At 72.1% G+C, this 17440-nt stretch carries 15 protein-coding genes; 8 read left to right on the forward strand and 7 right to left on the reverse strand.

Translation table 11 applies throughout. The annotated features are described in order from the left end of the window. Positions 1–24: 24 nt before the first annotated feature. The 3 genes from AB0F15_RS33665 to AB0F15_RS33675 all read right to left on the reverse strand — a co-directional run bounded on the left by AB0F15_RS33665 (position 25) and on the right by AB0F15_RS33675 (position 3093). Positions 25–837 (reverse strand): sugar phosphate isomerase/epimerase family protein, encoded by an 813-nt coding sequence (locus AB0F15_RS33665; protein ID WP_360279336.1) that lies wholly within the window; start codon positions 835–837, stop codon positions 25–27. Further along, positions 837–1970, reverse strand: a complete 1134-nt coding sequence (locus AB0F15_RS33670; RefSeq protein WP_360279339.1) for a dihydrodipicolinate synthase family protein — start codon at positions 1968–1970, stop codon at positions 837–839. Before AB0F15_RS33670 ends, AB0F15_RS33665 begins: the two co-directional genes overlap by 1 nt. An 82-nt stretch (positions 1971–2052) precedes the next feature. Beyond that, a complete protein-coding gene (locus tag AB0F15_RS33675; protein WP_360279342.1) occupies positions 2053–3093 on the reverse strand; it encodes a LacI family DNA-binding transcriptional regulator in 1041 nt (346 codons plus the stop codon). 215 nt (positions 3094–3308) lie between these two features. On the opposite strand from AB0F15_RS33675, the gene AB0F15_RS33680 reads away from it, so the two are divergent. The 5 genes from AB0F15_RS33680 to AB0F15_RS33700 all read left to right on the forward strand — a co-directional run bounded on the left by AB0F15_RS33680 (position 3309) and on the right by AB0F15_RS33700 (position 9204). Beyond that, on the forward strand, positions 3309–3713 hold the full coding sequence (locus tag AB0F15_RS33680; protein WP_360279344.1) for a nitroreductase family deazaflavin-dependent oxidoreductase: 405 nt from the start codon (positions 3309–3311) through the stop codon (positions 3711–3713). 77 nt (positions 3714–3790) lie between these two features. Further along, positions 3791–4555, forward strand: coding sequence for a lysophospholipid acyltransferase family protein (locus AB0F15_RS33685; protein ID WP_360279346.1), 765 nt, complete (start codon positions 3791–3793; stop codon positions 4553–4555). Positions 4556–4603: 48 nt separating this feature from the next. After that, positions 4604–5995: a dihydrolipoyl dehydrogenase gene (gene lpdA, locus AB0F15_RS33690; RefSeq protein ID WP_360279349.1), complete on the forward strand. Its 1392-nt coding sequence runs from the start codon at positions 4604–4606 to the stop codon at positions 5993–5995. Between the two features lie 255 nt (positions 5996–6250). Further along, a complete protein-coding gene (locus tag AB0F15_RS33695) occupies positions 6251–6823 on the forward strand; it encodes a nucleotidyltransferase family protein (protein WP_360279351.1) in 573 nt (190 codons plus the stop codon). A gap of 452 nt (positions 6824–7275) precedes the next feature. Continuing rightward, on the forward strand, positions 7276–9204 hold the full coding sequence (locus AB0F15_RS33700) for a S8 family serine peptidase (protein WP_360279353.1): 1929 nt from the start codon (positions 7276–7278) through the stop codon (positions 9202–9204). 47 nt (positions 9205–9251) lie between these two features. Here AB0F15_RS33700 and AB0F15_RS33705 read toward each other — a convergent pair whose 3' ends face one another. Continuing rightward, entirely contained in the window at positions 9252–9884 is a 633-nt protein-coding gene (locus AB0F15_RS33705; RefSeq protein ID WP_360279356.1) for a class I SAM-dependent methyltransferase, read from the reverse strand. Positions 9885–9905: 21 nt separating this feature from the next. On the opposite strand from AB0F15_RS33705, the gene AB0F15_RS33710 reads away from it, so the two are divergent. Then, positions 9906–10640: an SDR family oxidoreductase gene (locus AB0F15_RS33710; RefSeq protein WP_360279358.1), complete on the forward strand. Its 735-nt coding sequence runs from the start codon at positions 9906–9908 to the stop codon at positions 10638–10640. On the opposite strand, the gene AB0F15_RS33715 is transcribed toward AB0F15_RS33710, so the two are convergent. Beyond that, positions 10637–11656 (reverse strand): SDR family oxidoreductase, encoded by a 1020-nt coding sequence (locus AB0F15_RS33715; RefSeq protein ID WP_360279360.1) that lies wholly within the window; start codon positions 11654–11656, stop codon positions 10637–10639. The genes AB0F15_RS33710 and AB0F15_RS33715 overlap by 4 nt on opposite strands. A 71-nt stretch (positions 11657–11727) precedes the next feature. Between AB0F15_RS33715 and AB0F15_RS33720 the strand changes: the two genes are divergently transcribed. Next, complete coding sequence (locus AB0F15_RS33720) at positions 11728–12606, forward strand: LysR family transcriptional regulator (protein WP_360279362.1); 879 nt, start codon at positions 11728–11730, stop codon at positions 12604–12606. 373 nt (positions 12607–12979) lie between these two features. Here the strand turns inward: AB0F15_RS33720 and AB0F15_RS33725 are convergent, their stop codons facing one another. Then, positions 12980–14425 (reverse strand): ABC transporter substrate-binding protein, encoded by a 1446-nt coding sequence (locus AB0F15_RS33725; protein WP_360279365.1) that lies wholly within the window; start codon positions 14423–14425, stop codon positions 12980–12982. Between the two features lie 103 nt (positions 14426–14528). Between AB0F15_RS33725 and AB0F15_RS33730 the strand changes: the two genes are divergently transcribed. Continuing rightward, positions 14529–15863 (forward strand): hypothetical protein, encoded by a 1335-nt coding sequence (locus tag AB0F15_RS33730; RefSeq protein WP_360279368.1) that lies wholly within the window; start codon positions 14529–14531, stop codon positions 15861–15863. Here AB0F15_RS33730 and AB0F15_RS33735 read toward each other — a convergent pair. Further along, on the reverse strand, positions 15860–17437 hold the full coding sequence (locus tag AB0F15_RS33735; protein WP_360279370.1) for a glycoside hydrolase family 13 protein: 1578 nt from the start codon (positions 17435–17437) through the stop codon (positions 15860–15862). The genes AB0F15_RS33730 and AB0F15_RS33735 overlap by 4 nt on opposite strands. Positions 17438–17440: the final 3 nt, after the last annotated feature.

A 17440-nucleotide genomic window follows, 5' to 3' on the forward strand; every position in this document is an offset into this window, starting at 1 on the left:
CCAGCGTACCGGCGCGCGGACGGGTCAGGCCACGAACCGCTCGAACGCCGTCACCGTTTCGGCCAGCACTTCCGCACCCGGCCGGGCCCACAGGTCCGCGTTGAACACCTCGACCTCGATCGGCCCGGTGTAGCCCGCCGCTTCGACGGCCGCGCGCAGGTGGCGGTGGTCGATCGGGCCGTCGCCGGGCAGGGCGCGGCCCAGCAGCGGGTCGGGCAGCGGCACGAGGACGTCGCACACGTGGAACCCGGCGATCCGGCCGGCCGCGGCGGCGATCGACTCCTCGATCCGCGGGTCCCACCAGACGTGGAACTCGTCCACGACCACGCCGACCTGCTCGGCGGGGTGTGCGAGCGCGATCGCGAGTGCCTGATCCACAGTGGACAGCACCGACCGCTCCGCGCACTGCATCGGGTGCAGCGGCTCCAGGCCCAGCCGTACCCCGCGCTCCCCGGCGTACGGTGCGAGCTCGCCGACGGCGTCGGCGACCCGCTGCCGGGACGCGGCGAGGTCGTTGCCCGCGATCCCGCCCACCACCAGCACGAGCACGTCGGCGCCGAGCGTGGCGGCTTCGTCGATCGCTTCCCGTGTCTGCGCGACACCGTCCACCGGGGACCCCTCCGGTGTCACGCCGGTGAAGAACCCACCGCGGCACAACGACGAAACTCCCACACCGTGCTCCTTGAGCAGGCGCGCGGCTTCGTCGACCCCGGTCTCGGCGACCTTGTCGCGCCACAGCCCGATCCAGCCGACGCCCGCCTCGGCGCAGCCGGCCACCGCCTCGGGCAGCGACCAGGACTTGGTGGTGATCTGGTTGAGGCTCAGCCGGGGGTCCATCACGCCACCCCCGCGACCTGCAGCAGCGGCCGCATCCGGGCCTCGGCCAGGTCGGGGTCGGCCAGCACGCCGGCCTCGTCGGCGAGCCGCAGCAGCGTCGCGAGGTGGGTGATGGTGCGGGCGGACTCCTGGCCGGCGATCATCCGGAAGTGGTTCTGGTGGCCGTTGAGGTGGGCGAGGAACACCACGCCGGTCTTGTAGTGCCGGGTCGGCGCGCGGAAGATCTCGCGGGCCAGCGGCACGGTCGGGTCGAGCAGGGTGCGGAACCCGGCCCGGTCGCCGTCGCCCAGACGATGCAGCGCCGCCGCGGCGACCGGAGCGATCGGGTCGAAGATGCCGAGCAGGGCTTCGCTGTGGCCTTCGGCGTCCCCGGCGATCAGCTCGGGGTAGTTGAAGTCGTCGCCGGTGTAGCAGGCGACGCCGGCCGGGAGCGCCCGCCGGAACTCGACCTCGACCTCGGCGTCGAGCACCGAGACCTTCACCCCGGCGATCGTGCCGGCGTGCGCGGCGCACAGCGTGGCCAGCTCGCGGGCCGCGGCGCGGACGTCGTCGTGGCCCCAGTAGCCGACCAGCGCGGGGTCGAACTGCTCACCCAGCCAGTGCAGCAGGACCGGGCCGCTCGCCTCGGACAGCACCTTCCCGTACGCCGCGTGGTAGTCCTCCGGGCTCTTGGCGGCGGCGGCCAGCGCGCGGCTGGCCATCACGACCGGGACCGCGCCCGCGCCGGAGACCAGGTCGAGCTGCTCGCGCCAGGCGTCCACAATGGACGTCACGGTGGCCGGTCCCGGCGGCAGCTGGTCGGTGCCGACCCCGGCGCACCAGCTGCGCCCGGCCGCGACCGCGCCGGTGCGGGACACCAGTTCCTGCGTCGTGGTCCAGTCCAGGCCCATGCCGCGCTGCGCGGTGTCCATCGCCTCCGCGACGCCGAGCCCGCACGACCAGAGGTGCTCGCGGAAGGCCAGCGTCGAGTCCCAGTCCACGGCGTAGGGTTCGTCGGCCCGCGGGTCCGCGACGACGTGCGCGGCGGCGTAGGCGATGCGCGCCGACGGCGGCGTCTTCGGGGGTTCGGCGGGCCGTGGCCCGGACGGTGACCAGTTCAGGAGCTCGCCGCCGGGAGCCGGGAGCACGAGCATCGAGGACCTCCGAGTGGGCCAGAAAGCGCTTTCTCGATCCACGGTAGGGCCTGTGCCGCGCCCGCGGCAAGGCCCGTGCGGGTCAGCGCTTGGGGCGTCCGGTGCTTTCGCGCAGGACGACCTCGCCGGACAACCGGATCGTCCGCGGCCGGGAGCTCGAGGCCCCGTTGATCGCCAGGTCCATCGCCCGCTCGCCGAGCTCTTCGAGCGGCAGCCGCACCGTGGTCAGCGCCGGGGCCAGGTCGCGGACCACCGGGATGTCGTCGAAGCCGGCCACCGAGATGTCGCCGGGCACGGACAGGCCTTCCTCCCGCAACGCCGTCAGCGCGCCGATCGCCATCACGTCGGTGACGGCGAACAGGCAGGTCGGCAGCTTGCGCTTGCGGCCGGCGAGCAGCTGTTTCGTCGCCTCGTAGCCGCCGTCGCGGCTGAACGCGGCCTCGATGACGTCGTCGTCACGCAGTTCGATGCCGTGCGCGGCGAGCTCGCCGGAGAACCCGGCCAGCCGGTCGATCACGGTGCTGAGCCGCCGCGGCCCAGCCAGCACGGCGAACCGCTTGTGGCCGAGCCCGACGAGCTCCTTCGCCAGCGCCGCGGCGCCGCCCTTGTTGTCCGGCTGCACGGTGTCGACCTTGAGCCCGCGGTGCCTGCTGACCGCCGCGACCTGGCCGCCGCCCCGGCGGTAGGGCTCCAGCTCGGCGGCCATCGCCCGTTCCCACGCCCGGTCCTCGAACGCCGAGCCGATGAGCAGGATGGCCGCGGCCCGCTGCGCGCGCAGCGTCGAGACGTAGGCGACCTCGCGGGCCGGGTCGCGGAACGTGCCGGCCAGCATCACGAGGAGCCCGTTGTCGGTGGCCACCCGCATCACCCCGCCCGCGATCGCCGCGAAGTACGGGTCGCTGACGTCGTGGCAGATCACCCCGACCGTGCGGTGGGTGCCCCCGGCGAGGGCCTGTGCGTGCGCGTTCGGGGCGTAGGCGAGCTCGGCCGCGGCGGCGGAAACCCGCTCCCGCAGGTCGGCGCGGACGGACGCGGTGCCGTTGAGCACCCGCGACGCCGTCGCGAGCGAGACGTTCGCGCTGCGTGCCACGTCTTCCAGTGTCACGTGCGGCCGGGCCTTCATGGCTGGCTCCTCCAAGATCGGTCTCGAGTGTCTCGGCGTGCTCGGTCGGTGCAATCTACTGGGAGGAGCACGCCTGCGGAGAAGCCGCTGGTCGGCAACGGTCCTCCGAACGAGTGAAAAGCGCGGGAAGATCGACGGCCGTGCGTGTGTTGTCGTCCAGGAGGAGTGTCCAGTGGTGAACCCGCCACGCCTGAAGATCGCGAAAGGAACCCCGCATGCTGTTCGGTGACGAGCACGTCCGCCGCTACGAGGAGACCGACGGCGAGGTCGGCCACGACTGGCAGGAAGGCGTGCCGACGCTCGTGCTGACCACGAAGGGCCGCAAGACCGGCCAGGAGCGCAAGTTCGCCCTCATCTACCAGGAAATCGACGGCAACCCGGTGATCGTGGCCTCCAAGGGCGGCGCGCCGAACCACCCCGGCTGGTACTTCAACCTCGTCGAGCACCCCGAGGTCGGCGTGCAGGTCAAGGCGGACAAGTTCACCGCCCGCGCCCGCACCGCCGTCGGCGAGGAGCGCGCGAAGCTGTGGGAGAAGCTCGCCGCCGTCTGGCCGGACTACAACGAGTACGCGAAGAAGACCGACCGCGAGATCCCCGTGGTCGTCCTCGAACGCCAGTGAAATTCCTGCTGTGATCTGCGCCGCGTTCGGCGCGGGCGCGGGCCGAACCGGCCGGCCGTGGGCTACGAATGACACCCATGACCCACCGCTGGACCGTCCTCGACCTCGAGGGTGAGCTGCTCACCCGGCGTCAAATGCTGGCCTACGGCCGGCGCTTCGCCCGCTCCGGCCGCGGCGCCTGGTACAGCTTCGCGATCGAGGTGGTCTGGCAGTTCCTCGTCCAGACCACCCGCTTCCGCGTCCGGGGCGCCCGGCACATCCCGAAGACCGGCGGGGTGCTGGTGGCGTCCAACCACCTGTCGTTCGCCGACCCGACGACGCTGACGGCGTTCTGCCTCGCCGCCGGCCGCGTGCCGCGCTACCTCGCGAAGGCTTCGCTCTGGAAGCTGCCGGTGGTGGGCGCGGTGATGCGGTCGGGGCGGCACATCCCGGTCTACCGCGGCGCGGCGACGGCGGCCGAGGCCTACCGCGACCTGGTGGCCTCGGTGCGGGCGGGCGAGTGCGTCGCGATCTTCCCCGAAGGCACCTTCTCGAACGACCCCGGCGGCTGGCCGATGCGCGGCAAGACCGGGGTGGTGCGGGCCGCGCTGGAGACCGGGGCCCCGGTGATCCCGGTGGCCAACTGGGGGACCCACCACCTGTTGCCGTCGACGGCGAAGTTCCCGCGCGCGCTGCCGCGCAAAACCGTCGAGCTGCTCGCCGGGCCGCCGGTCGACCTCTCGGACCTGGCCGGCCGGGAGCTGACCCGCGCGGTGCTGGAGGAGGCGACGGCCCGGATCATGGCGGCGATCACCGAGCTGCTGGTCTCGCTGCGCGGCGAGCAGCCGCCGGTCGCCGCCTGAGGTCCGCGTCACCCCGCCCGGCGGCCGCCCCGGGAGTAGGTTCGAAGCATGAGTGCACAACACTTTGATGTCGTCGTGCTGGGGGCCGGAGTGGGCGGCTACGTCGCGGCGATCCGCGCGTCCCAGCTGGGGCTGAGCACCGCGGTGGTCGAGGAGAAGTACTGGGGCGGCGTCTGCCTGAACGTCGGGTGCATCCCGTCGAAGGCACTGCTGCGCAACGCCGAGCTGGCGCACGTGGTGACGCAGGAGGCGAAGGCGTTCGGCATCTCGTCCGACAGCCCGATCCGCGTCGACTACACGGCCGCGTACGAGCGGAGCCGGAAGGTCGCCGACGGGCGCGTCAAGGGCGTGCACTTCCTCATGAAGAAGAACAAGATCACCGAGATCGACGGGCACGGCACCTTCGTCGACGACCACACCCTCGAGGTGAACGGCGCGCAGGTGACGTTCGACCACTGCATCATCGCGACCGGCGCCACCACGCGGCTGCTGCCCGGCACCTCGCGCAGCTCGCGGGTGGTGACGTACGAAGAGCAGATCCTGTCGAGCGAGCTGCCGTCGAGCATCGTGATCGCCGGTGCGGGCGCGATCGGCGTCGAATTCGCCTACGTGCTGCACAACTACGGCGTCGACGTCACGATCGTCGAGTTCCTCGACCGGATGGTGCCGCTGGAGGACGCCGAGGTGTCGGCAGAGCTGGCGCGCCGGTACCGCAAGCTCGGCATCAAGGTGCTGACGTCGACCCGCGTCGAGTCGATCGACGACTCCGGCGAGTCGGTGCGGGTGACGGTGTCGTCGGAGAAGAACGGGCAGCAGGTCCTCGAGGCCGGCAAGGTCATGCAGGCGATCGGCTTCCAGCCGCGGGTCGAGGGCTACGGCCTGGACAAGACGGGCGTCGAGCTGACCGACCGCGGGGCGATCGCGATCGACGGCCGCGGCCGCACCAACGTTCCGCACATCTTCGCGATCGGCGACGTCACGGCGAAGCTGATGCTGGCCCACGCGTCCGAGTCGATGGGCGTGGTGGCGGCCGAGACGATCGCGGGCGCCGAGACGATGGAACTCGACTTCCCGATGATCCCGCGCGCGACCTACTGCCAGCCCCAGATCGCCAGCTTCGGCTGGACGGAGGAACAGGCCCGCGAGAAGGGCTTCGACGTCCAGGTGGCGAAGTTCCCCTTCACGGCCAACGGCAAGGCCCAGGGACTGGGCGACGCGGGCGGGTTCGTGAAGCTGATCAGCGACGCTCGCCACGGGGAACTGATCGGCGGCCACCTGATCGGTCCGGACGTCACGGAACTGCTGCCGGAACTGACGCTGGCCCAGCAGTGGGACCTGACGGTGCACGAGGTGGCCAGGAACGTCCACGCCCACCCGACGCTGGGCGAAGCGGTGAAGGAAGCGATCCACGGCCTCGCGGGACACATGATCAACATGTAGGGCCGTCGAAGCGGAATTCCGGCCGGTCCCAGGGAACCTTCGGCGGTTTCGCCGGGATCGTGCCGGTTCGCCGCGCGCCCATCCGGACGTAGAACGCGCACGCCGGCGGGTGCGAGACGACATACCCGGGCGTGAGCGCGTAGCCGCCTCGGTAGGCCGAAGACGCGTGCACCAGGGCCGTCAAGGTGCCGGCTTGGTCCGGTGTGGCGCGGACGATCTCGATCTGACCCGTGCGCGCCAGCCTACGATGGCACCATGGCGGACCTCGACCGGCTCCGGAACGTCCTGCTGCGCAACGAAATCCTCGTCGAACTCCTGGGGCGGGTCCGCGAGCTCGGACTGCCGGAGTGGTACCTCACCGCCGGGTGCGTCGTGCAGACCGTCTGGAACGTCCTGAGCGAGCGCGAACCGGCGCACGGCATCAAGGACTACGACCTCTTCTACCACGATCCCGCGGACCTGAGCTGGGCCGCGGAAGACCGCGTGATCCGCGCGGTCGCCGCCGCGTGCGGAGACCTTCCGGCCGAAGTCGAGGCGCGCAACGAGGCGCGCGTGCACCTCTGGTACGAAGCGAAGTTCGGCGTGCCGTGCCGGCCGTTCGCGAGCGTCGAAGCCGCGATCGACGCCTTTCCCGCCGTCTGCTCGTGCGTCGGCGTGCGGCTCGGACGCGACCGGAGATGGCACTTCCACGCTCCGCACGGCCTCGACGACCTCTTCGCGATGGTCGTCCGGCCGAATCCGCTGCTCGCTCCGCGCGAGGTCTACGAACGCAAGGCCGCTCGATGGCGGAGCCAGTGGCCGCGACTGGAAGTGGTGCCCTGGTCTTGACCTCGAGTGGGCTTGAAGTTCCGAGCTGACCTCCGAGCCGTCGGAGGGGACCATGAAAGCTGCCGCGTTCACCGAGTTCGGCGGGCCGGAAGTGCTTCGCGTCCTCGACCGGAGCGGCACGACGGACGGAACCCGGCGTGCTCGTCTCGAAATCCGGACGCTCGGCCGCGCGTCTCGCCGAACTGGCCGCGCTCTACGCCAAGGGCGATTTGCGCTTCCTCGTGCGCCGCACCTAGCCGTACACCGAGGCGGCCGCCGCGCACCGCGAGATCGAGACCGGGCACGGCCGGGGAAAAATAGTTCTCACGTTCTTTTGATCGTTCCAGAATGTGGACCGAATGTCGTTCCAGACTTTGGTCGCTGGACCGTGGCCCGGTCGCTCCTTAGATTCTCCCCAGTACACCGTTCGGGTGTCATTCGGTCGAGTGACCGAGTACCGCAGGGAGACATCGATGGTGAGATTCAGCCGGGTCGCCGCGCACGCGGTTCCGCTGACGGTCGGCACGTTGCTGCTGACCACGGGGGTCTCGGCGGCGCAGTCGTCCACCGTGGACGCGGCGGCCGCGCGCACCGGAGCGGGCATCAGCGCACTGCAGAGCATCAAGCAGAGCCTGAGCCCCGCGGAGCGCAAGCAATCGAGCCAGCTGGTCGTCGAGAAGCGGTTGCGGGCTGATCGCTCACTGGCCGCGAAGTTGCCCGAATACCGCTCCGGCGTCGGCGTCAGCAACGCCGGCACCGTCTCGGTCGACATCGCCGCCCACGACGTCTCCACCCACGGCAACGCCGTCGCGAACGCCGTCAAGGCGGCGGGCGGCGCCGTCCGGTCCGTATCGCCGGACGGTGCCGTCCGCGCCGACCTGCCGCTGTCCGCGCTGGACGCGATCGCCGGCCGGGCCGACGTCGCCGAGGTGAAGCCCGCCGCGCAGGCCACCACCTGGAGCGAGCCGGGCAACCGGGACTTCCGCCAGGCCGGCCGAACCGCTGCCGCGCAGGCCGCCGCCGCGACGCAGGTGTCGGAAGGCGACAAGGCGCACGGCGCCGACGCCGCCCGCGCCACCTACGGCGTCAGCGGCTCCGGCGTCAAGGTGTGCGTGCTCTCCGACGGCGTCGACTCCCTGGCGAAGTCCCAGAGCGCAGGCGAACTGCCCGCGGTGGACGTCCTGTCCGGCCAGAAGGGCAGTGGCGACGAAGGCACCGCGATGCTCGAGATCGTCCACGACCTCGCGCCGAACGCGACCCTGGGCTTCGCGACCGCGTTCACCAGCGAAGCGAGCTTCGCCGCGAACATCCGCGCGCTGCGCACCACCGGCAAGTGCCAGATCATCGTCGACGACGTCTCCTACTTCGACGAGTCGCCGTTCCAGGACACGCAGGTCGCGCAGGCGGTCAACGAGGTGACCGCGGCCGGCACGCTGTACTTCTCCTCGGCAGGCAACTCGGGCAACGCGACCGACGGCACGAGCGGTTACTACGAAGGCGACTTCCGCGCGTCGCCGTCGAAGATCACCGGCGTCACCGGCACCCCGCACGACTTCGACCCGAGCACCACCACGCAGAACTTCGACGCGCTTTCGGCCGGCTCGCTCGGCAAGCCGGTGACCTTGTTCTGGTCCGACCCGTGGGGCAAGTCCGCCAACGACTACGACCTGTTCATCCTGAACTCTTCGGGCAGTGTCGTGGCCTCCAGCGAGAACGCGCAGTCCGGTTCGCAGAACCCGTACGAGATCGCGAACGTGCCCACCACCGGCTCCGGTTACCGGGTCGCGGTGGTCAAGTACAGCGGCGCCGACCGGTTCATCGCGGTGAACGTCATCCGCGGCCGCTTCGTGGCTTCGGGCTCGCTCAAGGCGTTCGGCACCAACGGCGTCACGAACGGCCACTCGGCCTCGGCGAACGCGTTCAGCGTGGCGGCGGCCCCGGCGGCGGGCGCGTTCACCCGCCCGCTGGAAACCGGTGACCCGGCGAACCCGGCCGGCCCGTACCCCGGCCTGTTCACCGCGTCGAGCAAGTGGGAGCGGTTCTCCTCCGACGGCAAGCGCCGCCTGTTCTACAACGCGGACGGCACCGCGATCACCCCCGGCAACGTGTCCTCCACCGGCGGCACGGTCCGCGCCAAGCCGGACATCACGGCGGCCGACGGCGTCGCGACCTCGGTGACCGGGTTCCAGCCGTTCTTCGGCACCTCGGCGGCGGCACCCCACGCGGCGGCCATCGCGGCCCTCCTGCTGTCGGGCAAGCCGACGGCGACGCCGGCCCAGATCCGCACGGCCCTGGTGTCTTCGTCGATCGACCTGGGCACGCCCGGGTTCGACACGGTGACCGGCAACGGCGTGATCATGGCGGGTCCGGCGCTGGCCGCGCTGGGCGTGCCGGCCAAGTAGGGCGATTCCGCGAACGGGGGTCCGGCGTGCGCCGGGCCCCCGTTTCGTCAGTTCGGGCCGGTGACCAGGACGTGGAAGCCGAGCCCGCCGAGGGCGAAGCGCTCGCGGCGGGTCACCGGCAGCCCCGCCGCGGTCAGCGCGGTTTCGACCTCCGCGAGGGGCCGGATGCGGAAGCCGTTGCCGGTCAGCATCCGCGAGCGGGCCATCGAGTCCGGGTCGCCGATGCCGAGCACGAACCGCCCGCCTGGGGCGAGCACACGCGCGACCTCCGTCAACGCGGCGCCGAGATCGTCGACGAAGTAGACCGTGTTCGTCGAGACGATCGCGTCGATCGAGGCGTCGCCGAGGGGCAGCGCCGTCATCGAGCCTTCGTGCAGCTGCAGCCGCCCCGCCGCGACCTCCTGGTGGAACGTCCGGCGCGCGCGGTCGAGCATCGTCGCGGAGATGTCCACGCCGTGCACCGTGCCGGCCTCCCGCAGCAGCAGGGAGAGGCCCAGGCCGCCGCCGAAGCCGATGTCCAGGGCCGTTTCCCCGTCCGCAAGCTCCAGCGCCGCGACCGCTTTCACCACCGCCACGCGATTCCGCCGGTTCAGCATCGCGCCGACGGCCCGCCCGCGCAGGCCGTTAGGGTGGCCGAGTTGCCGGGCGAGCCCGGCCTGGAAGCTCTCGCGAAGGCCCATGCGAGCAGTCTAGGAGGAACGATGGCGAAGACCGCGGTGGTGACCGGCGCCGGGTCGGGGATCGGCCGCGCTGTGGCGCGCGCCCTGCTCGACGACGGGTACCACGTCGCACTGGCCGGACGCCGCGAGAACGCCCTCGCCGAGACGGCCGCCGGAGCCGGGAACGCGCTCGTCGTGCCCACCGACGTCGCCGACGAGGACTCCGTCAAAGCTCTCTTCGAGGCGGTCCGTGACCACTGGGGACGGCTCGACCTGCTCTTCAACAACGCCGGCATTTCGACGGCGGGCACCGTCGCCGATCTCTCCGTCGAGGACTGGAAACGGACTGTCGACGTCAACCTCACCGGCATGTTCCTCTGCGCGCAGCAGGCCGTGCGGTTGATGAAGGACCAGGACCCGCGCGGCGGCCGGATCGTCAACAACGGTTCGATCTCCGCTCACGCGCCGCGGCCCGCCAGCGTCGCCTACACCGCGACGAAGCACGCCGTCACCGGGCTGACCCGGTCGATCTCGCTCGACGGCCGGGCCTGGGACGTCGCCTGCGGGCAGATCGACATCGGCAACGCCGCCACCGAAATGACCGAGCGGATGGCCGCCGGCATCCCGCAGGCCGACGGCCGGGTCGTCGCCGAGCCGACCTTCGACGTCCGGCACGTGGCCGACGCCGTGCGCTCCATGGCCGGGCTGCCGCTCGACACGAACGTCCAGTTCCTCACCATCACCGCGACGACCATGCCGTTCATCGGCCGCGGCTAGGGGATCACCCGCGCCTTCCGGAACTCGTCGAAGAGCCGGGAGAACATCTGCTCCGTCTCGACGTACTCGTGGAACCCGGCCCGGCGCGCTTTCGACGTGTCCGCGAACACGTCGTAGTCCCAGCCGAACACGAAGTCGCCGAACGCCCACGACGCCGAAACGTCCGTATAGGACGCCGACAGGCCGTGGCGCGCGACCATCGAAGTCCACAGTGGACCTTTGTCCGCCATGACGTCCACGAGCGACATCCGCAGCGGTGGCGCCACCTCCAGGTCGAAGTACGCCGCCAGCTTCGGCCACAGCTCGCGCCAGCGGAACAGGTCGCCGTTCGCGATGTTGAACGCTCCTTGCTGCCCGGCCGCCCAGACCGTCGCCGACGCCAGCAGGCCCGCGTCGGTCATTTCCAGCAGGCTGTCGTACGCGCCGGGCGCACCGGGGAACCGCAGGGGCAGCCCGAGTTCCTTCGAAATCGACGCGTACACCGCGATCACCAGCGCCAGGTTCATCGGGTTGCCCAGCGCGGTGCCGCCGACCACCGACGGCCGGATCGCCGACCACGTCCACCGCCCGGCCCGCCGTTCGAGGAACTCCTGCTGGTCGACGTTGAATTCGGGCGGCATGTGCCCGGCGTCGGTCTCGCGCGCCGGGGTCTTGAACGGGCCGAGGTGCGCGCCGTAGACCTTGTAGCCCTGCATCAGGCTGACGTGTTCCAGGCCGGGGGCCGCCGCTTCGACCGCGTCGACGAGGTTCGTCAGCATCGCCAGGTTCGGCGGGACGAGTTCCGCCCACGTCGGTTTGTCCTGGTAGGCGGCGTAGAACACGTGGGTCGTGGCGCCCAGCGGACCCACCTTCGCCCGGGTGTCGGCGGGGTCGAGCAGGTCGACGGCGACCGTCCCCGGCCCGCCGCGGCGGGAGAGGCCGACGACGTCCCAGCCGCCCGCCGCCCGCAGGTGCCCGACCAGGTTCTTGCCGATGATCCCGTTGGCCCCGGCGACCAAAGCTGTCTTGCGTTCCATGTCGTCAAGGCTGGTCAGGCTGGTGGGATAAGTCCAAGGCTTAGTTGTCACCAAGTCGATAAGCTCTGTTCATGACAAGCCTGCGGCAGCTCGAGTACCTGGTCACGGTGGTCGACACCGGGTCGTTCACCCGCGCCGCCGAGCAGCTGCACGTGACGCAGCCGGCGTTGTCGCACCAGATGCGGGCCCTGGAACGCAGCCTCGGCGGACCGCTGCTCGAGCGGCTGCCCCGGGCCGTCCGGCTCACCCCGATGGGCCGGGCGATGCTGCCGCACGCGCGGGCGGCGCTGGCCGACGCCGAACGCGCCCGTCGTGCCGCCCGGCTCACGTCCGGCACGACGGCGGGCGAGCTGCAGGTCGCCACGGTGTACTCGGTCAGCCTCGGCGTCCTGCCGCCCGCGCTGCGCGTGTGGCGGCGCGACCGGCCCGAGGTCGACGTCCGGCTGATCGAGTTCCGGCACGCCGACGAGCTGCGGGAGGCGATGGCCGCGGGGGAGGCCGACGTCGCGCTCGGCCCGCGGCCCGGCGGCTGGGCCGGCCCGGTGCGGGAGCTCGGCACCGAGGAGTTCGTCGTCGTGCTGCCCGCCGACGGCGCCCGCGAGGACGACAGCACCGGCGAAGTCGACCTGGCGACGCTCGCAGACTGCGCGTGGGTGCACTACGCCCCCGGCAACGGCCTGGCCGAGCTGGTCGACACGGCCTGCGCGGCGGCGGGGTTCCGCCCCCGCGCGGCGGTCCGCACCGAGCAGACGGCCGCCGCGCCGATCCTCGCCGCGGCGGGCCTCGGCCCCGCCCTGGTACCGGCGAACGTCCTGCCGGCCCGCTTCGACGGCCGGGTCCTGCGGCCGAGTGTCCCGGTCCGCCGGACGCTGGTCGCCTACACCCGCGCGGTCCCGGATCCGCTGACCAAGGCGTTCATCGAGACCCTCGCGCAGCACGCCACCGTCTGACTAGAGGCGGCGGCGCCAGGGGTGGGTCTCGTCGAGCGCCTCGGCGAGCAACGCCGTTGCGCGGTATCCAGCACCGGCAGGGCGGCGGCGAAGTCGAGCTCGTCCTTGGGTCGGCTGTCCCGGGCCTTGGCGAAGAGCTGGACCTCGGGCGCCAGGTAGGGGATGCCCTCGGGTGAGAAGCCGCCCAGCGCCGCGATCTCCCGGCGCACCGCGGGGGCTCCGGTGGGAGACCCACTCGGCACCCTGGGCCTTGTCGAGCATCACCTGGATCCGCCACGGTTCGCTCCGGGGTCGCCCGTGGCTTGGCAAACCCAGTCAGCAGGAACCCGCACAGAGGCCTTACTCCGGCAGCACAGCGGTGCGGGCTCCCAGCTCACGAGACGCCGATCCCCGCGAGCGCCGGGCCGGTGAACGGCGTGGCCGTGACGTCGTGGACCCGCGGTGCCCAGACCGCGTGGCCGTGCCCCGACCACAGCGGGGCCACCGGCAGGTCGCGCAGCAGCTGGTTCTCCGCCAGCCGGTACAGCTCACCCGCCTCCTCGGGCGTGGCCGCCGCGTCGGCCAGCGCCAGGTTCTGGCGGAAGACGTCGTCGGTGTACCCCGACGCCGTGGCCAGCTCGGACAGCAGCTCGTACGGGCTGCCCGTCGCCGGCTTGACGTCCAACGTGGACGGACCGTCGAGCTGGTCCGCACGCGGGGCGGCTTGTGCCGTCACGGAAACGTCCAGTGCCTTGTGCAACCCGACCACCAGTGCGCGCGTCCAGGCCTCCGCGCCCGGTCCGAAGTAGACGGTCGCGCCACCGGGGAAGGCCGCCTGCTTCAGCAGGGCCTTGCCGGCCGCCGCGTCGAAGGTGCACGGGCGGCAGGTGCCCGAGCGCTCGCCCGGGGCGTCCGACGGTGGCAGCATCGCCTTGGCCGGGTCGACCTGGTGCGCGAGCGGGCCGGCCTCCAGCGCCGCGCGGTCGACGCCGAGGGCGAAACCGTGGCGGACCGTCGCGTCGGCGAACCGGGGGTTCGTCACCGGGAACGCGAGGTAGCCCGCCTCGGGCAGGGCCCAGGACGCGTGGCGGTCGGCGAATTCGCCGTGCATGGCCTCGTGCCGCTCGCCGGGGACCTCGGTCGCGAGGTCGAGCGTGCCCGCCTTGACCGCGTCGTACTGGGCCGCCGGCTCGCCGACCCGCAGGTCGAGCTCCTCGGCCTTCCCGGCGCCGACGCGCTTGAGGGTGCCGCCCGAACCCGGCCGCCAGCCGCCGTCGAGCCGGTACGGGCCGTTGCCGACCGGGGCCTTCGCGAACCCGTCCCAGTCCTGGGAGGCGAGCACGGACGCCGGCAGCGGCACCAGGCCCGGTGCGGAGAGCAGCGCGGGCACCTGGCCGGACGGCCGGTCGAGGGTCAGCGCGATCGTGTCCGGAGCCGCCGCCGTGATTTCGCGGGCCCGCAGGAGCTTCGTCAACACCGGCGACGAGACCCAGTGCGAGGCGGCGATCGCCCGCCACGTGTCCACATAGGACTGGGCGGTGACCGGGGTGCCGTCGTGGAACGCCGACGGCCGCAGCTTGACCGTCCAGTGCACCCGGTCGGTGCTCTCGATCGACGCCGCCGCGCGCGGGGTGACCTTTCCGGACGTCGCGTCGTAGTCGGCGAGCGGGGTCCACAGCACGCTCGTCACCAGCCGGCCCGCCTGGTCGGCGAGGTCGGCGGGTAGCAGCGTCGCGGGCTCCCGGATGCCGACGGACAGGACACCGGGCCGGGCGGTGCCGGACCCCGAACAGCCCGTGACGGCGAGGGCCACGGCGATGAGCAGCACGAGCAGGCGCATGCGCCAGTCTTATCAGTCGGTTGGCAACGAAAGACGGTTGTGTCCGGTTGATCTCCGTCGTACCGTTCGGTGGTCACGCTCGGAGCGTTCTGGGAGGTTTGCCGTGCGCACCTGGTTGCGGTCGTGCTTCGCCGCCGTCACCGTCAGCGCCACGCTGGTCGCGACCGGGCTCCCGGCCGCCGCCTGCGGCGAGGACGACAAACCCGCGGTGCCGGCCGCCCGCACGCTGGGCGATCCCGGGGCGGTCAAGAACGTCAAGGCCGTCGGCAGCGTGCCCGACGCCGCCGGCGCCATCTCGATCAACTTCCTCGACTACGGCCGCCGCGACGTGATGGTCGTGTCCGGCGAGTTCGGGCTCAAGGTCTACGACCTGACGAAGAACCCGGCGGCACCGAAGCTGGTCGGGCAGGTCAGCTTGCCGGGGCTGTGGGAGACCGAGGACACCGAGGTCGACCCGGTCCGCAAGCTGGTGTTCCTCTCCCGCGACCCGCGGGCGTTCGGCGGCACGACCCACACCGGCGAGTCCGGCATCTACGTCGTCGACGTCGCGAAGCCCGAGGCCCCGGCGATCCTCAGCTACGTGCAGGTCCCGGCCGGCCACACCACCAGCTGCGTCGACGGCTGCCGCTACCTGTGGACCGGTGGCCCGGCGAAGGCCGACAACCAGCCGGCCGACTGGGGCGGGCGGCCGATCTGGGTCACCGACATCCGCGACCCGAAGCACCCGAAGGTCGACCCGCAGCCGATCGAGCTGGCCCGCAACGACGGCAAGACCGACTACGTCCACGACGTGCAGGTGGACGCGGATGGCGTGGCCTGGGTGTCCGGCCGCGGCGGCGTCCGCGGCTACTGGACGAACGGCGTGCACCGCGACCCGCTGACGAACAAGGTCCGCCGCGCGACCGCGCACGAGCCGATCCCGTACGCCGGCGGCGGCATCGCCGAGACCGCGGCCCCGTCGCGGTTCATGCACAACAGCTTCCACCCGGCCGGCCACCGCGTCGGTGACGGCGCTTGGCGCGGCCAGGACCTGATCTACGCGACGGAGGAGAACTTCGTCGACGGCTGCGCGGGTGACGGCGTCCTGACGATCTCGTCGTTGAAGGGCTCCTACCACGGCGAAGGCTGGCGCTCGACGCCGGAGAAGCCGTTCCGCCTGCAGAGCGTCGGCACGTGGGGCGTCAACGGCCAGGAGGGCAGCGACCCGGCGTCCGACGACTGCTCCGCGCACTACTTCGACGTCCGCGGCAAGGTCCTGGTGCAGTCGTTCTACGCGCAGGGCACCCGGTTCCTCGACGTGAGCGACCCGACGAACCCGCGGCAGATCGCCTACTACCGCCCGGGCGACGCGAGCGCGTGGGCGCCGTACTGGCACGGCCGGTATGTCTACGTCGCGGACAACGCCCGCGGCGTAGACATCCTGCAGCTGACCGCTTAGGACTTCAGCCAGACCGCGGTGTCGGTCGGCAGTTCGCCGCCGACCGGCCCGCTGGCCAGGAGGAGTTCGCCCGCCGGCCGCGGCACCGGCGAGTCCGAGAAGTTCAGCGCGAACGTGAACCCCGATCCGATCCGGAACCCCAGCACCCCGTCGCCCAGGGAGAGCCACTCCAGCTCACCCGTCGGAAGGCCCCGCCGCAGCCGGAGCCCCGAGCGGTACAGCGAGAGCATCGACGACGGATCCGCCGCCTCCGCCTCGGCCGTGTAGGCGCTCCAGGAAGCGGGCTGCGGGAGCCAGGTGCCGCCGGAACCGAAGCCGAACGGCGGGGCGTCGCCGGACCACGGGATCGGCACCCGGCACCCGTCGCGGCCGGGGTCGGCGCCGTTCGTGCGGGCCCACACCGGGTCCTGGCGCAGTTCGCCGGGGATGTCCAGCACCTCCCACAGCCCCAGCTCTTCGCCCTGGTAGACGTAGAGCCCGCCGGGCAGCGCGAGCGTCAGCAGCGCCGCCGCCCGCGCCCGCCGGGTACCCAGCTCGCGGTCCACCGGCAGCTCGTGCCGCCGGTTCGCGAAGCTGAACCCCGTGTCTCCCTGCCGCCCGTAGCGGGTGACGTGGCGCGTGACGTCGTGGTTCGACAGCACCCACGCCGCCGGCGCGCCGACCTCGGCGTGCGCCCGCAGGGTGCGCTCGATGACGTCGCGGAAGCGCCGGCTGTCCCACGGGCAGACCAGGAAGTCGAAGTTGAACGCCGAGTGCAGCTCCTCGCGGCGCAGATAGCGCGCGGCCCGCGCCATGTCCGGCAGCCACATCTCGCCGACCAGCACGCGCTCACCCGGGTAGCTGTCGGCGATCTTGCGCCACGACCGGTAGATCTCGTGCAGCCCCTCCTGGTCGGAGAACGGCGTCTCGTCGCCGTCGTCGACGTCGGGCAGCCGCGGGTCCTTGACCAGCCCGTCGGCGACGTCGATGCGGAAGCCGTCCACCCCGCGGTCGAACCAGAACCGCAGCACGTCCTCGAACTCCGCGCGGATCTCCGGGTTGTCCCAGTTGAAGTCGGGCTGGCGGGAGCTGTAGAGGTGCAGGTACCACTCGCCGTCCGGCACGCGCGTCCACGCGGACCCGCCGAAGCGCGACTTCCAGTTGTTCGGCGGTTCGCTGCCGTCCGGGCCGCGGCCGGGCCGGAACCAGAACCGCTGCCGCTCCGGCGAACCCGGGCCCGCGGCCAGCGCGGCCTGGAACCAGCGGTGCTCGTCGGAGCAGTGGTTGGGCACGATGTCGATGATCACCCGGATGCCCCGGGCATGGGCCTCGGCGATCAGGTCCGCCGCCTCGGCGAGGGTGCCGAACAGCGGCTCGATGTCGCGGAAGTCGGCGACGTCGTAGCCGCCGTCGTCCATCGGCGACGGGTACCACGGGGTGAACCAGATCGCGTCGATCCCCAGGTCGGCCAGGTGGTCCAGCCGGGCGCGGACGCCGGCGAGGTCGCCGACGCCGTCGCCGTTGCCGTCCGCGAAGCTGCGGATGTACACCTGGTAGATCGCCGCGCTCCGCCACCAGCCGGTCTTGTCGGTCACGAA

Origin of the sequence: Amycolatopsis sp. NPDC026612, from assembly GCF_040638285.1 — a bacterium.
GTDB lineage: Bacteria > Actinomycetota > Actinomycetes > Mycobacteriales > Pseudonocardiaceae > Amycolatopsis.

What these genes read in the sequence shown, in the direction of transcription:
- AB0F15_RS33665 (WP_360279336.1), bottom strand. Translation starts at nt 837, where the DNA reads ATGGACCCCCGGCTGAGCCTCAACCAGATCACCACCAAGTCCTGGTCG.
- AB0F15_RS33670 (WP_360279339.1), bottom strand. Translation starts at nt 1,970, where the DNA reads ATGCTCGTGCTCCCGGCTCCCGGCGGCGAGCTCCTGAACTGGTCACCG.
- AB0F15_RS33675 (WP_360279342.1), bottom strand. Translation starts at nt 3,093, where the DNA reads ATGAAGGCCCGGCCGCACGTGACACTGGAAGACGTGGCACGCAGCGCG.
- AB0F15_RS33680 (WP_360279344.1), top strand. Translation starts at nt 3,309, where the DNA reads ATGCTGTTCGGTGACGAGCACGTCCGCCGCTACGAGGAGACCGACGGC.
- AB0F15_RS33685 (WP_360279346.1), top strand. Translation starts at nt 3,791, where the DNA reads ATGACCCACCGCTGGACCGTCCTCGACCTCGAGGGTGAGCTGCTCACC.
- lpdA (WP_360279349.1), top strand. Translation starts at nt 4,604, where the DNA reads ATGAGTGCACAACACTTTGATGTCGTCGTGCTGGGGGCCGGAGTGGGC.
- AB0F15_RS33695 (WP_360279351.1), top strand. Translation starts at nt 6,251, where the DNA reads ATGGCGGACCTCGACCGGCTCCGGAACGTCCTGCTGCGCAACGAAATC.
- AB0F15_RS33700 (WP_360279353.1), top strand. Translation starts at nt 7,276, where the DNA reads ATGGTGAGATTCAGCCGGGTCGCCGCGCACGCGGTTCCGCTGACGGTC.
- AB0F15_RS33705 (WP_360279356.1), bottom strand. Translation starts at nt 9,884, where the DNA reads ATGGGCCTTCGCGAGAGCTTCCAGGCCGGGCTCGCCCGGCAACTCGGC.
- AB0F15_RS33710 (WP_360279358.1), top strand. Translation starts at nt 9,906, where the DNA reads ATGGCGAAGACCGCGGTGGTGACCGGCGCCGGGTCGGGGATCGGCCGC.
- AB0F15_RS33715 (WP_360279360.1), bottom strand. Translation starts at nt 11,656, where the DNA reads ATGGAACGCAAGACAGCTTTGGTCGCCGGGGCCAACGGGATCATCGGC.
- AB0F15_RS33720 (WP_360279362.1), top strand. Translation starts at nt 11,728, where the DNA reads ATGACAAGCCTGCGGCAGCTCGAGTACCTGGTCACGGTGGTCGACACC.
- AB0F15_RS33725 (WP_360279365.1), bottom strand. Translation starts at nt 14,425, where the DNA reads ATGCGCCTGCTCGTGCTGCTCATCGCCGTGGCCCTCGCCGTCACGGGC.